The organism is Simplicispira psychrophila DSM 11588, assembly GCF_000688255.1.
In the GTDB taxonomy this organism is placed as follows: Bacteria; Pseudomonadota; Gammaproteobacteria; order Burkholderiales; family Burkholderiaceae_C; genus Simplicispira; species Simplicispira psychrophila.
On the sequence record NZ_JHYS01000023.1, the window covers coordinates 22,860 to 36,276 of the forward strand.

At 62.2% G+C, this 13,417-nt stretch carries 19 protein-coding genes; 17 read left to right on the top strand and 2 right to left on the bottom strand.

Features of this window, described 5'->3' with window-relative positions; genetic code table 11:
* The first annotated feature begins 5 nt into the window (after positions 1-5).
* From Q390_RS0116075 to Q390_RS0116105, 7 genes are all read left to right on the top strand, one after another.
* Positions 6-1,346, top strand: a complete 1,341-nt coding sequence (locus tag Q390_RS0116075; RefSeq protein WP_027996985.1) for a tyrosine-type recombinase/integrase — start codon at positions 6-8, stop codon at positions 1,344-1,346.
* Positions 1,347-1,482: 136 nt separating this feature from the next.
* Positions 1,483-1,800 carry a type II toxin-antitoxin system RelE/ParE family toxin gene (locus tag Q390_RS0116080; protein WP_037473290.1) on the top strand — a complete coding sequence of 106 codons (318 nt, stop codon included), beginning with the start codon at positions 1,483-1,485 and terminating at the stop codon, positions 1,798-1,800.
* Positions 1,801-1,802: 2 nt separating this feature from the next.
* Positions 1,803-2,102 (top strand): addiction module antidote protein, encoded by a 300-nt coding sequence (locus Q390_RS0116085; RefSeq protein WP_156949941.1) that lies wholly within the window; start codon positions 1,803-1,805, stop codon positions 2,100-2,102.
* Positions 2,103-2,369: 267 nt separating this feature from the next.
* The gene (locus tag Q390_RS0116090) at positions 2,370-2,612 is read left to right on the top strand and encodes a hypothetical protein (RefSeq protein ID WP_037473295.1); all 243 of its coding nucleotides are present in this window, start codon (positions 2,370-2,372) and stop codon (positions 2,610-2,612) included.
* Positions 2,612-3,004: a hypothetical protein gene (locus Q390_RS0116095; protein WP_027996989.1), complete on the top strand. Its 393-nt coding sequence runs from the start codon at positions 2,612-2,614 to the stop codon at positions 3,002-3,004. The genes Q390_RS0116090 and Q390_RS0116095 overlap by 1 nt, the downstream gene beginning before the upstream one ends.
* Positions 3,001-3,696 carry a Rha family transcriptional regulator gene (locus Q390_RS19685; protein WP_084153965.1) on the top strand — a complete coding sequence of 232 codons (696 nt, stop codon included), beginning with the start codon at positions 3,001-3,003 and terminating at the stop codon, positions 3,694-3,696. Before Q390_RS0116095 ends, Q390_RS19685 begins: the two co-directional genes overlap by 4 nt.
* Positions 3,697-4,026, top strand: coding sequence for a hypothetical protein (locus tag Q390_RS0116105; RefSeq protein ID WP_027996990.1), 330 nt, complete (start codon positions 3,697-3,699; stop codon positions 4,024-4,026). It begins immediately after the preceding gene.
* A gap of 458 nt (positions 4,027-4,484) precedes the next feature.
* On the opposite strand, the gene Q390_RS0116110 is transcribed toward Q390_RS0116105, so the two are convergent.
* Positions 4,485-4,766, bottom strand: a complete 282-nt coding sequence (locus tag Q390_RS0116110; protein WP_051603305.1) for a BrnA antitoxin family protein — start codon at positions 4,764-4,766, stop codon at positions 4,485-4,487.
* 376 nt (positions 4,767-5,142) lie between these two features.
* Between Q390_RS0116110 and Q390_RS0116115 the strand changes: the two genes are divergently transcribed.
* Genes Q390_RS0116115 through Q390_RS18775 form a run of 10 tightly spaced genes read left to right on the top strand, consistent with a single transcriptional unit; the run spans position 5,143 to position 13,155 of the window.
* Positions 5,143-5,364 (top strand): hypothetical protein, encoded by a 222-nt coding sequence (locus Q390_RS0116115; protein WP_027996992.1) that lies wholly within the window; start codon positions 5,143-5,145, stop codon positions 5,362-5,364.
* 3 nt (positions 5,365-5,367) lie between these two features.
* Entirely contained in the window at positions 5,368-6,375 is a 1,008-nt protein-coding gene (locus tag Q390_RS0116120) for a hypothetical protein (RefSeq protein WP_027996993.1), read from the top strand.
* A 10-nt stretch (positions 6,376-6,385) separates the two neighbouring features.
* Positions 6,386-6,871 carry a hypothetical protein gene (locus tag Q390_RS0116125; RefSeq protein ID WP_027996994.1) on the top strand — a complete coding sequence of 162 codons (486 nt, stop codon included), beginning with the start codon at positions 6,386-6,388 and terminating at the stop codon, positions 6,869-6,871.
* Complete coding sequence (locus Q390_RS0116130; protein ID WP_027996995.1) at positions 6,868-7,635, top strand: hypothetical protein; 768 nt, start codon at positions 6,868-6,870, stop codon at positions 7,633-7,635. The genes Q390_RS0116125 and Q390_RS0116130 overlap by 4 nt, the downstream gene beginning before the upstream one ends.
* 3 nt (positions 7,636-7,638) lie before the next feature.
* A complete protein-coding gene (locus tag Q390_RS19235) occupies positions 7,639-9,060 on the top strand; it encodes a ParB/RepB/Spo0J family partition protein (RefSeq protein ID WP_027996996.1) in 1,422 nt (473 codons plus the stop codon).
* Positions 9,057-10,610 carry a DEAD/DEAH box helicase gene (locus Q390_RS0116140; RefSeq protein ID WP_084153966.1) on the top strand — a complete coding sequence of 518 codons (1,554 nt, stop codon included), beginning with the start codon at positions 9,057-9,059 and terminating at the stop codon, positions 10,608-10,610. Before Q390_RS19235 ends, Q390_RS0116140 begins: the two co-directional genes overlap by 4 nt.
* The gene (locus Q390_RS0116145; RefSeq protein WP_027996998.1) at positions 10,607-11,476 is read left to right on the top strand and encodes a primase/helicase family protein; all 870 of its coding nucleotides are present in this window, start codon (positions 10,607-10,609) and stop codon (positions 11,474-11,476) included. Before Q390_RS0116140 ends, Q390_RS0116145 begins: the two co-directional genes overlap by 4 nt.
* A gap of 2 nt (positions 11,477-11,478) precedes the next feature.
* Complete coding sequence (locus Q390_RS19690) at positions 11,479-12,387, top strand: hypothetical protein (RefSeq protein ID WP_211250495.1); 909 nt, start codon at positions 11,479-11,481, stop codon at positions 12,385-12,387.
* Positions 12,384-12,722 (top strand): hypothetical protein, encoded by a 339-nt coding sequence (locus Q390_RS0116155; RefSeq protein WP_027997000.1) that lies wholly within the window; start codon positions 12,384-12,386, stop codon positions 12,720-12,722. Before Q390_RS19690 ends, Q390_RS0116155 begins: the two co-directional genes overlap by 4 nt.
* Positions 12,715-13,155 carry an RNA polymerase sigma factor gene (locus tag Q390_RS18775; protein ID WP_051603307.1) on the top strand — a complete coding sequence of 147 codons (441 nt, stop codon included), beginning with the start codon at positions 12,715-12,717 and terminating at the stop codon, positions 13,153-13,155. The genes Q390_RS0116155 and Q390_RS18775 overlap by 8 nt, the downstream gene beginning before the upstream one ends.
* Here Q390_RS18775 and Q390_RS0116165 read toward each other — a convergent pair.
* Positions 13,130-13,417 (bottom strand): integrase core domain-containing protein (locus tag Q390_RS0116165; protein ID WP_027997001.1); only part of this gene is annotated, 288 nt, incomplete at its 5' end. The two genes, Q390_RS18775 and Q390_RS0116165, sit on opposite strands and share 26 nt — an antisense overlap.

Sequence of the window (13,417 nt, forward strand, 5' to 3'; positions counted from 1 at the left end):
ATAGCATGGCCAAACAACCGAAACGTGTACGCCTGACCGCTGGCCGAGTGGAGTCCTTCACCTGCGCTGCCGGCAAGTCGCAAGATTTTCTGTGGGACACCGACACTCCGACGCTGGCGCTGCGCGTATCGCCCACAGGCCGAAAGACTTACGTGTTCGAGTCGCGTCTGAAGGGGGCCACCTTGCGCTTGACCATCGGCACCGCAGCAGACTGGCCGATTGGGCGGGCACGCAGCGAAGCACAGCGCCTCAAGATGCTGGTGGACGACGGCAAAGACCCGCGCGAAATAGAAAGCCAGAAGCAGGCCGACAAAGCTGCCGCCCAAGTTGCCGCCGCCACTCAGGACGAAGCCGACAGACAAGCCGCCCTGACCGTGGGCGAAATCTGGCCTCTGTATTTGCAGACTGGCAAGCCCAAGCGCCGCGACGCATGGAAGCCGCGCTATGTGGCTGACCTCAAGAACATGAGCGCGCAAGGTGGCGTGCCCAAGCAAAGAGGGCAGGGGCTGACCCGACCGGGGCCGTTGTATCCACTGATGGCGCTGGCGCTGGCCAGCATCAACGAGGACGTGCTCCAAAGCTGGTTTGACCAAGAGGCTATGTCCGGCAAGCACCAAGCCGCCCGCGCCCTGATGATGTTCCGTGGTTTTTTGCGCTGGTGTACCGCCAAGCCCGCCTATCGCGCACTGGCTGACCGTGAGGCCGGCAAGTCCGCGCATATCCTTGACCAGCTACCCAGCACAGCAGACAGCAAGCGCAAAGACGCGCTGCAAGCTGACCAAGTGCGCGGTTGGTGGGAGGGAGTGGAGCAATTGAGCAATCGCACCGCCAGCGTCTACCTTCGCGCCATGCTGCTGACCGGTGCACGCCGTGAAGAACTGGCGGCACTGACGTGGGCGCATGTGGATTTTCAGTGGCGCAAGCTGACCATTGCCGACAAGGTGGTCGCTACCCGCACCATCCCGCTGACACCGTACTTGGCGCACTTGCTGGCCAGCTTGCCCCGCGTGGGGCCATACGTGTTTGCCAGCACGAGTAAGACCGGGCGCATCACCGACACCCGCAACAGTCACGCCAAAGTTTTGCAGGGCGCTGGGATTGAGAAGCTGACCATCCACGGCTTGCGCCGCACGTTCTCGCTGCTGGGTGAGGCTGCTGGCGCACCAGCCGGTGCAATTGCGCAAGTGATGGGACACCAGCCATCCGCAACTGCTGAGGGTTACAGGCCACGAAGTATTGATGCGTTGCGCCCGTATACAGAAAAAATCGAGGCGCACATCCTGAGTGTGGCCAACGTGCAGTTCGACCGCGCTATCGAGCCGGGCAAGCTGCGCGCTGTGGGCTGAAATACAAGCTAAATAGGCCTCTAGCCCTTTAGATACGTGCGCCATAAGCTATTTTTAATATAGCAATCGCTGGCGCTGCTGGCCGTGTGGTCAGTAATGCGCCTGACACCTAACAGGTACGGTTTAAGATACCATCATGGACATTCAGATATACAGCGACAGTGCAGGCCGCGTGCCTTTGGTGCAGTGGCTAGAAGCGCTGGCCGACCGACAGGGCCGCGCTGCCATCAAGGCCCGGCTGCTGCGCCTGGAGGCTGGAAACTTTGGCGACTGCAAGCCTTTGCGCGATGGCGTGCAAGAGCTGCGCATCGACAAGGGGCCTGGTTACCGCGTCTATCTGAGCCGACAAGGGCCGGTGCTGGTGCTCTTGCTGTGCGGCAGTGACAAGGCCGACCAAGACCGCGCCATCAGGCAAGCCATCGAGTATCTGAACGACTGGAAGCAAAGGGGATGAACATGAATGCACCACGCGATGTGAGCTACCAGGGCTATTTGATTGAGTCCCTGAAAGACCCGCTGGAGGCCGCCGCCTACGTGGAGGCCGTGATGGAGCTGGACGACCCCACCGCGCTGCTGCTGGCACTGCGGCAAGTGGCCAAGGCGCACGGCATGGCAGAAGTCGCACGCCGCGCTGACGTGGGCGAAAAGACGCTGTTCAAGGCACTGAGCGCCGAGGGTAACCCTACGCTTTCGACTATCCACAAGGTGCTCCACGCCGTGGGCCTGCGCCTGAGCGTCACGCCAGAGCACGCCTGAGAGTTTTCGCCCCGGAAAAACTGGCCTTGTTCTTGTCGGACGGCTGGCTTACAGCGCCACAAAATAGGCTAAATATCAAAAGTCAACAGTCAGAATCTGTTGTGTTGTTATTACGCACGTTGATTGCAAGCCATTGATTTGCAAAGAGTTTATTGCTTTGCGTTGATGCGTTCTGATGCCAATACGCTTTGGCGCCCCTCTAGTGTTTGGTGCTGATTGAGATATGCACAGAATAGATTTTCTATCGAAACACAGATGGAGAATCAATTGCCAACATCAACACCGACACAAACCGCACCCAGCGCTGCACCGCCCCCCGAGTTCCCGCCGCTGGAGCTTGAGCGCCGCCCCCGCGTCATCACCGAGCAAGCTGCGCACTACCTGAACCGCCGCCCACAGACGTTGCGCGCATGGGCTTGCTTGGAGAACGGCCCACTGCGCCCGACCCGCATACATGGCCGCTTGTCGTGGGGCATGGCTGAGATTCGTGAACTGCTGGGCGTGCAGTAATGGGCACCACCATCTACTCCCACCCCGACGGCCACGAAATCACCGTGGGCAATGGCTTGCTGACCGCCTGCATCAGCGATGGTGTGTCCGTTTCAATCCCCGTTGGTCACGCTGGCCTAGCCGATATGGGCCGTGCGCTGCTGGAGTGCGCAGTCACCGCCGCGCAGGACGACAGCGAGAAGGACGGCGCTGAGTTGGGCATGGGCTTGTTGCAGGAGCTGCTTGAGCTGCGCGGACTGCCGCAGGCCGAATCGCTCAAGGCGCTGCGCACTGCACTGCTGGAACTGGCAAAGCTGGAGTACCCCGAGAGCGCTATCGGCGGCTTCGCTGGTGCAGTGGTCAACGTGCTGGAGATTGGCATTGCCCACCTGACCGAAGGGAAGCCGGAATGAAAAACGCCCGAACCCACAACAAAGCAGATTCAGGCACCCTCGACAAGCGTGATTCTACCGAACTGGTGCTGACCACCAGCGCCGAGCCTCGTGTCGATTCGCGCCTGCTGGCAAAGCAACTGGGCGGCGACCATGCCAACGTGTTCGAGCTGGTCACCAACTACCGCGCCGACTTCGATCAACTGGGGGTTGTCCGGTTTCAAACCGAGAAACCCATGCCCGGCTCGAAAGGCGGACGACCCGAGCGCTTTGCCCTGCTGAACGAAGACCAAGCGCACCTGATGCTGACCTACCGCCGCAACACCGCCAAGGTGCGCGCTCTCAAGATCAAATTGGTGAAGGCGTTCAGCAACGCCCGCCGCGCCGCCACTGTTCGCCAGGTGGAGTACCTCCCCGCCTACCGCGACTTGCAGGATGGCATTCACGCCTTGGCCGCTGGCTCAAAGAACGAGCGCTTCATTCACATCAACGCGGCCAAGGCGGTGAACAAGGCAGTCGGCATCGAGGTCGGCAAACGACCTGGTGCAGCACTGCCCGTGCAATCGCTGCTGACCGTGGCAAACATGCTGGCCGCCGGTGCCGTCCACAGCGCCACCGACTGCCGCCAGATTCAAGAGCGCATCCATGCCGCCCTGTCGCCCATCAAGGCGCTGACCGCACGGCACATGGGCATCGGCTTGGAAGGCAAATAAATGCACGCAACCTTGCTCACATCTACTGCTGGCACTGGCCAGCACCAAGCGCCCCGCAAATTCGCCGGCACCCGCAACCCGCGCGAGCTGCGCGCCCTCGACGCGTTGTTGAACGCCGCAGCAGTCAGCCGCCACGACCTCGACAACATCATCGGCGCAGCCAACGGCCCGGAGGTGATAAGTCGCCTACGCGCCAAGGGCTTGTGCATCCCCTGCACGCTGATCGACTTCACCGACCGCGATGGCAACAAGTGCCGCCCAGGTGAATACCACCTCACCGACGACGACCGCAGCGCCGTCACCGCCTGGATGAAATCGGAGGTCGAATAGATGCATCAAATCTTGATCATTCCCACCGCTGCATCCAGCCGCTACGCCGCGTCCACGGCGACCCTCTCTCCAGTTTATGGCCCAGAGGGTAAAGAGAGGACGGGGGTAGAGCAGCGCGAGGAAGCCGCCTTCGCTTGTGTCGCAAACTTTGGGCAAGTGCGCGAGGAAAACTCCCGAGTCCATGTCGTGAATGTCGTGCAAGTCGTGTTTCTGCTTAATTTTTCAGCAAAAACAGGGGTTTTGGGGCATTTAGCACGACATGGGAAATTGGGAGCCGGCGAACTTTTCCGCGTATCTGCTGGCACTGGACGGAACGCACCACCAAACTTTGGTAGTGACCGCGCCGTCAGCCGCCGCCTGTACCGATATCCGAATTCCGACATCGACAACAGCGTGACCAAAAGACACTCTGACCGCGCCCCCTCTTGCAACGCCGTGCGCCGCAAACTGGCTGCCTCCTACGCCGGTGAATGCGTTTTGAGCCAGTCTTTCAATGCGGCATCCATGCGTGTTTGCCATCCTGCACCCGTGGCCTTGAATGCAGCCAACACATCAGGGCTATACCGAACTGTCACGGCTATCTTGGTCGGCGCTTTCTGTGGCCCGCGTGGGCTGATGCCCAGCGTCTTTTGCAATTCCAACGACAGCACTTCGGTGGCTGGTTTGAATGAGCGCATATCGGCGGCGCTCAGTTCTCGCACTTCGCCATCGGCGTCAATCAGTGGAGCGCGTGGATTCATAGCCCTAATTGTAGTAACAGGCCTACTGCCAGCCTTCACCGCTGGCGCTGGTTGCCGCCAACTACGAAAGTTTCGTAATCGTCACACCACCCATTGCAGCCCCATGCAACGTCGTGGCACAATCACGCCCAAGGCGAAAGCCCCGGTGCGTAGAAACACCATAGGTTCAGCGGTAGCAACCCCCACCGAAAGCGGGGTTTTGTCACGTCTTGATTTTCGGGTGCATCCACGCTTGGATGTATCTCTGGTTTTGGACGTGGTGGGGGCTAACCGTAAGGCGCTCGCACGGCTGAACCCGTGTTCTAACCACCACGTCCATCCGCTGCACGTAGAAATGCAGCGGATGGTCTTTGAATCTCGTTCAGGAGCCAAGACCATGACAGCCGTCACCACGGCCAGCCGCAGCGCTGCGCCCACTACCCCCCGCCTCGACCCTATCGCCTTGCACGGCGAAGCCATCAACGCCGCTGCTATGGCGCGTTGGTACACCGCCCGCCACGACTACGCCGCCGCCTTTCGCCGTTCTGCCCAAGCCACCGGTGCCCTACGCCGCCTGGCCGCTTTCGAGCGCATGGGCCCAGCAATGCAGGGGGCTTAACCCATGAGCCACCTCAAAAACACCGCCCAACGTGCGGTTGCTGGCGTGCTGGCGCTGGGCACCACCATCGTGTGCGCTGGCATGGCGGCGCTGTCGGCGTCTGAGCGCGCGACCCAAACCACCGACAAGGCCATGCTGATCGGGCTGGCTGTCACGCTGGTGGCCGGTTCGCACTTGCTGCCCGCTTTGTCGCGCCGCAACTGGCCCGCCCGTGTCGTGTTCGCCGCTTGCGTGGTGGTCACGGTGTATGGGCACGCCAGCTTCTTTGCCGGCGTGAAGCAGCGCAGTGGTGAAGTGCGCGCCCAATCCGTTGTCTCCACCGGTCACGCGCTGGCGCTGCAAGGCGAACTGGCGGCCATCACCGCCCGCCCGGCGGCTGTGGTGGCGGCAGAACTGGCACAGGCCAGCGCCCGCAGCGCCCATGCCCAAGCGGCTTTGCTGCGGTGTGAGGCCAGCACGGCGCAGCGCTGCACCAGCGCGCAGGCCAGCACCACGGCCACGATGGCCAAGGTAGACGCCCTCAAAACGGAGGCCGTCGAATCTGCCCGCGCCGCCAACCTGCGCAGCCAACTGGCCAGCGCCGCCGGTGTCCTCGATGCAGCCCGCACCGGTGCCAGCGCCGACCCGGTGGACGCCCAAATTGCGGGCATTACCGGCCTGAGCGTGGGCGCCGTGGGCATGTTGTCGGCAGTGGCCCAAAGCCTTTTGCTGGAGCTGCTGGGCGCTTTGCTGTGGACGGTGGCTTTGCCTGGTGCAGTGGCTGCCACCAGCACCCAGCGGGCAACGGTCACCGCCCCGGCCCGAGTTGCCACGCCAGCAGCGCCAGCACCAGCAGCACCCAGCGCCGTGAGCGTGCCCCAAAAGGCAGGCCAGCAACCCGACGCGGCAATGCGCTGGAGCGGTTCAATCCGCCGAATGATCGACGCAGCCCACCGCCTCAAGGCCAACGCGGCCCGCCACTTGACGGCACCCGCCAGCGCCAGCCCCACCACCGCCCTGCACTCCCACTAAGGCCACCGCAATGATCAAAAAACACACCGCCCCGCAAGGGGGTAAAGCCGCTGCATTGCCTGCCAACTGCGCCAAGTGCCGCGACAACTTCCCGTTGCCTGTAGCAATGGACTACTTCGACCAGCGCGTCATAGCGGACTACACCCAGCGCCGCACCGCCTGCACTGCCGTGCCTGATGCCGAGAAGCCGTGCCTGTCAGCAGCGATTGACCGCGCTGTTGAACCGGCATTGAGCGGACGTTCGACGGACGCTCAGTTGCCAGCACCAGCCGCCACCACCACCGCGCCTACGCTGGCCGACTTCGAGGCGTGGATGAAAGCAGAGGAGCAGCGCCTTCTAGACGCGATGGATGCAGCAGTCGCAGCGGATGACGCATCGACCTATGAGGCACTGCACGCGCAGTTCTTGGACTTGGGCAGCACGTTTGAAGTGTTGTGGAAATTCAAGACCACGATGCGCTACGCCAGCACCAGCACCCCAGAAAGCGCCGCATGAGCCAGAGCCAAACCACGATGCCATGCACCCCAGCGCAGCACGCCAACACCAGCAACACCAAGCCCGTGCGCCTGTTGGCGCTGGGTGACAGCCCCCACGGCAAAACCGTGCTGTGCGAGTTCCCCGAGGGCTGGCAGCGCTCCATTTGTCTGCCAACCCAAGCCGACGCTTGGCACCCACTGTTTAGCGCCCTGACGGCAAACGACCGAGGCGAGCTGCGCAAGCACACCGGCAACCCAATCATTCGCCACCCAGACGGCACCCGCACCCGCAAAGGCGCGCTGTCTTTCATCACCGAAGAAATTAGCCGCAACGGAGGCTTTGCAGGTGTGCGCAGCTTTGACGTTCCTGCTGAGGAGCACGGCGCAGGCTACATCACGGGATACCGCTGCGCGGCTGAACTGCTGCAAGCGCTGCAACGTGGCTACGGCCCCCATATTTCTGTGCGCGACATCACCGAAGCGGCAATGCAGGCCAGCAACGAGAAGTCAGGGACAGCCTCCCGGCGCAGTGCTGGCTACGGCTTTCTAGCGGTGCTTGAAGACGCACTGAGGTTTACGGCCCAGAACTCCAATCATGGGCTGCACATAGCCCAACAAATTGCAGAGGCAGAGCGCATGAACGCCCGCAATGCAGAGCAAGACGCACGCGAGAAAGCAGCATTTGTGCAGCGCATGAAGGCAGCGAAAGCCGAGAAACGCAGCACCAGCACCACCGCCCGCCACCGCCAACACCCGGCCACCAGCGCCACCCAACAAGGTTAAAAAATGACCAACCAAAACACCCCGGCAGTGACCGGGCAAGCCGCTGCATTGCCTAAAACCTACGCGCAGCACCCTTTGAGCGCTGCATTGCCAGCTATGCCGCCCAAGCAATATCAGGCGCTGATGGACAGCATCGACAACATCGGAGTGGTGTCTCCCATTGCCATCTTTGACGGCCAGATTCTCGACGGATGGAACCGCTACACCGCCGCCCGTGAGCTGGGGATGGCGTGCCCTGAGATTGTTTTGGATGCCAGCATCAGCCCGAGCGAATACCTCGACGCGCAGAACATGGGGCGCACCAAGGCCACCGCCCCAAGCAAGCACCAGTGCATCCCCCTGAAATTGCTGGAAGCGAGTCCGCAGCCCCGCCCGCTTGTCGCCGCAGACGTGGACAAGCTGGCCGCCAGCATCAAGCAGGTGGGTCTGATTCAGCCCATCACCGTTCGACCTTTGGTTGTCATGGACGGCATTGCCGTGCAAGGCTTTCAGACTGTGGCCGGCCATCACCGTGTAGCCGCGTGCCGCTCGTTGGGCTGGACTGAAATCGACGCCATCGTCATCGAGGCACCTGACCACCTGAGCGCCGAGCTGATTGAAATTGACGAAAACCTGTTCCGCTCTGAGTTGTCGCCCAGCCAGCGCAGCCACTACACCGCCCGCCGTAAGCAAATTTGGGGGGCGCTGCACCCGGTAGAAATTCAGGTGGCTCAACTTGCGCCACCTGAATTTTCCACAGGCCGCGAACAGGTGCGACAGCTTGTCGTACCTGTTGATGCTGTTGTGGGTGGAACAAGTGGTTCCACCCAGAAAGCCACTGACCACAAAGACCGTCCGCAAAACCAACAACAGTTTGCAGCCGCCACTGCCGCGATAACCGGAGAGTCCAAGCAGTCCATCAATCGCCACCTTGCCCGCGCCGAAGCCATTGGTGATGGCCTGTTGCGCACCCACGGCACCAGCCTAGACAAAGGCGTGGAGCTGGACGCGCTGGCCAAGTTGCCCGAGCCGGAGCGCGCCGTGCTGATCGAACGCGCTGCTGCTGGCGAGAAGGTCACCGCCCGCAAGCCCACGGTAGTCGTGCCCCCGCCCAACAAAGCCCCGGCAGTGGCGCTGGCCACGCTGCCCGATGGCATGAACGAAGACGACTACGGCCCCAGCCCGGAAGAACTGGCCGCCGACCTTGCCGCCGAAGAAGATGACCGCAAGCTGATGCACAAGATGCTGGAATCAGACGATGTGGTTGCCACCTTGCACGCGCAGGTGAAGCAGCTACAGGCCGAGCTGCGCATCACCAACGAGCGCTTCAACGGCCTGATGAACAACAACGCCGCGCTGACCACCTTGCTAAAAAAACGCGACCGGCACATCAAAAAGCTGTACCAAGAGATTGACGAGCTGCGCAAGCAAGGCGGTGCAGCATGAACGCCCGCCTGTTTACCGACGCTGCGCCCGACTACACAGCGGCAACCTTTCCACCGCCCCGGCCCTTCCAGCAGTCGGCGCATGAGGCGCTGCGCCAAGGCTTCAGGGAGGGGCATCGCTGCCAAGTCATTGCTTCGTCCACCGGATCGGGCAAAACCTATCTTGGTTTGCGCGTTGCCCATGAGGCACTGCTCAAAGGCCGGCGTGTCACGTTTCTGTGTGACCGCACCACGCTGATCAACCAGACCAGTGCCGCCGCTAACGCATACGGCCTGAGCGCCCACGGCATCGTGCAGGCGAACCATCCCCAGCGCGATAGCAGTTTGCCGTTCCAAATCGCCAGCGTGCAGACCATCGACAAGCGCGAGTTCTGGCCGCAGACCGATGTTCTCATCGTGGACGAGTGCCACACGCTGCATAAGGCGTGGGTGGAGTTCGCTGCCCAGACCAAGGCAGTCGTCATCGGCCTAACCGCTACGCCCTTCACAAAAGGCATGGGCCAGATATTCAGCCGCCTGATTAACGCCACCACCATGCACGACCTCACAGAGTCGGGGGTACTGGTGCCGCTGCGGGTATTGAGCTGCACCCGGCCCGATATGGCTGGCGCTGCTGTGACCAAGGGCGGCGAGTGGAGCGACAAGGCCGCCGAGGAGCGCGGCATGGGCATCGTGGGCGACGTGGTGAAGGAGTGGCAACTGCACGCCAGCGACCGCAAGACCATCGTCTTTGGGGCCAGTATTGCCCACAGCAAGGCACTGTGCGCGCAGTTCATCGAGGCCGGCATCTTGGCTAGAGTTTTCACCTCAGAGACACCGGCCCATGAGCGCGAGGAACTGGTTCGAGAGTTCGCCAAACCTGATGCAATGCTGCGCGTGCTGGTGTCGGTGGAGGCGCTGGCCAAGGGCTTCGACGTGCCGGACGTGGGTTGCGTGGTGGATGCGCGCCCGCTGCGCAAGAGCCTGAGCACCTTCATTCAAATGATTGGCCGTGGCCTTCGGTGCAGCCCCGCCACCGGCAAAACCGACTGCCTGTTACTCGACCACAGCGGCAACATCGTGCGCTTCGCTGACGACTTCGAGCGCATCTATCACGACGGTGTGGAGTCGCTGGACGATGGCGCGAAGCTGGACAAGACGGTGCGCAAGGATGAGCCGGGCGAGTACGAATCCAAGGCGTGCCCGAGCTGCGGCCATGCGCCGTTCAGCAAGCGCTGCATGAGCTGCGGGTTTGAAAAGCCGGTGGTGGCAGTGGAGGTGTCCGCCGCTGGGGTGATGCGCGAAATCACCATAGGCAAGGGCAAGAGCCGCAAGGTGCTGGACAACGACCCGGCGCACCTGTGGGCGCAGTTGTGCGGCTATGCCAAGGCCAACAGCGCCCCAGACAAACAGCAATGGCGCGCGCGATTCCTGTTCAGGGACATTGCGGGCGACTGGCCGCCCGAGGCGTGGCATATCGCCACCACGCCCGATGTGCCGGTGTCCGCCGCGCTGAAGAGAAAAATCAGAAGCATGGTCATTGCACACGCCAGAGCAAAGGGGCGAGCATGAGCTTCATTCAATTTGCCCGCGCTCACGGCATCGACATTGACCCGGCCAAGCTGTACCCCGGCCAGAAGATTAAGCGCTGCGGCACCACCGAGAAACCCCGCTCAGGCGCTGGCGCGTACTTTTGGGACGGAGAACGCGGCTGGGTGTTTGATTGGTCAGGTGAAGCGCGCGTTCACTGGTTCAACGACCCGAGCGTCAACGCATGGACAGAAGCGGAGAAGGCCGCATGGCGTGCCAAGCGTCAGGCCGCCAGCTTCGACCAGGAGGAAAGCTACCGCCGCGCCGCCGTTCGCGCCCACGAGCTGCTGGCCAGCGCCAGCCCCGGTCAGCACAGCTATCTGCACAGCAAAGGCTTCGCCGAGGCCGAGGGCTTCATTGCCGCCGATGGTGCGCTGCTGATACCGATGCGCGCCGCCCAAGGCAATGCGCTGCAAGGCGTGCAGGTCATCCGCTGGCTGGAGTACGAGCGCCGCCACGAAAAGAAGATGCAACCGGGCATGAAGGCCAAGGCCGCAGTGTTTCGCATGGGCGCACCGGCAGCGGCTGAAACCTGCCTGGTGGAGGGCTACGCCGACGGCCTCACGGTGCAGGCCGCGCTGCGCAGTATCGGCATCCATGCGGCTGTAGTCGTCTGCTTCAGCGCCCACAACATCGCCACCGTGGCCCCGCTGCTGACGGGCCGGCGCTGGGTGTTTGCCGACAACGACAAGTCGGGCACCGGCCAGCAAGTGGCCCAGCAGACCGGACTGCCGTGGTGCATGAGCGACACCGAAGGCGAAGACCCGAACGACCTGCACCAGCGTGCTGGCCTGCTGGCCGTGTGCCAAAAGATTATGAATGTGCGCCGCGCTGGCGCTGGGAGCTGACCATGGGCCGCAACAAGAAGTGGAAGAACGCCGGGGACAGCCGCGACGCTGGGGGATTCATTGCCCTACCGTGGGCGGTGCTGGATTCGGCAGCGTATCAAGCGCTTGGACACCCAGCCAAGGCGCTGCTGCTGGAGTTCGCCCGCCAGTACGTGCGCGACAACAACGGGCGACTGCTGGCCTCTATGGCCTACCTCAAGGGCAGGGGATGGAGCAGCAACTCCCTGCTGACCCGGACAAAGAAGGAGCTGATTGATGCCGGCTTCATTCACGAAACCGCCAAGGGCCAGCGCCCCAGCAAGGCCAGTTGGTACGCCGTCACATGGGCAGCGCTAGACCGCATCCCCGGCTACGACACCGGAGCCGCCGAAACCTTCCAGCGTGGCGCATACCGAGCCAACGCACCTTTGACCATCACCTCCCGCCCAACCAACAAGGCCAAGACCATGACAAAAACACCCTCAAATCATGATACGAATGGTTACGGGCTTACACCTCCTCAAGGTGCGCTAAGTGCCCCTACAGCACCTCCTCAAGGTGTAGAGAGTATGCCCACTGCACCTCCTCAAGGTGCTGTAAAGGGGGTTTTTGACCATTCCTCTACACCTCCTCACGGTGACCATCTAGAGAACCATCTCTACTGCACCGGACTGGCCTCTTCTTTGGAAGTTTTTGAAAACGAAAAAATGCCAAAAATTGCCGAAGCGTTTTGCGCTGAACCTGCTGACGAGCAAGGCCGCTATCTGCGCTTGCGCCCAAACCCCAAGGGCTTGTTCACCGGACTTGGCCTTGTTGGCTTGGGTGCTGTTGGGGTGATGGCTGCACTGCCGGCCCGCCGACTGCCGCCGCCGACTGCCATCCAGCGCCAGCCCAAAGCCGCGCCGTGGCACCAACCCAAAGGTGCGCAATGACCAAACCACCCATGTTCAAGCAAGACCCCAACGACCGCGAAGGCGGCTACCTGTTGTCCATGGCTGGCGTGCTGGCGCTGATGGGAGCCACCGCCTACGAGGCTGACGATGCCGTCACGCCCCAAGGCCGCGCCAATGCCAAGTACGGACTGGCCCGCATCCTGAGCGCCGCACGCGCCGGGGGCTTCACGCAGGGCGACTTGCTGGACACCTTGTTTTTCAATGGCGAAGTCTCGGAGCGCCTACGCGACATGGTGCACGCCGCAGTGGACGCAGCCGGCAACAAGGCCATGCTGGAAGTTGTGGCCAGCTTGCAGGAGCGTTGTGATGATTGACGCACTGCAACCCCCGGTTGCAAAGACCCGCCTGTCACCTGAACAGCGCGCGCAAGTGCTGGAGCTGCGCCGCACGCATTCCGCTGGTGAAGTCTCGCGCATCACTGACCTGCCGTTGGGCACGGTGAAGGCGCTTGTTAGCCGCGCTGGTGCCACCCGCGACAACACCGCCGCCCGCGCCTTCTTCACACTGCCGCCGCTGGCGCTGCCCGACACCACCGCCGTGACCATCCCCGCACCACTGCCCGAGCAACGCAGCGTCACTGGTGACAAGGACGTGGATGCCATGCTGTGGCTACGCGAAGTGGTGGCTACGGGTGACGGCGACCTGATAGCCAAAGCGCTGCAAGCCGCCGAGCGAATCAAGACACCGGCAAAGGAGTTGGAGCGCAGGTATGGTGTGCTGGTCAAGTTTTTTCGGACACAACGATAGGTTGTTTGATTGCCGATTGCTGCTCGAAGGCATTGGGTGGCAAGTTGCCCAGTTTGGAGTGCAGCCGCACGCTGTTGTAGAAACCTATGATGTAGTCGGCGATGTCCATCATGGCCTCGGCGTGGTTGGCGTAGTCGCGCTGCCAGACCCGCTCCGTCTTGAGGCTCAGGAAGAAGCGCTCCATCACCGCGTTGTCCCAGCAGTTGCCCTTACGGCTCATGCTGCCGACCAAGCTGTGGCGGGCCAGCAGCGCCTGATGCAG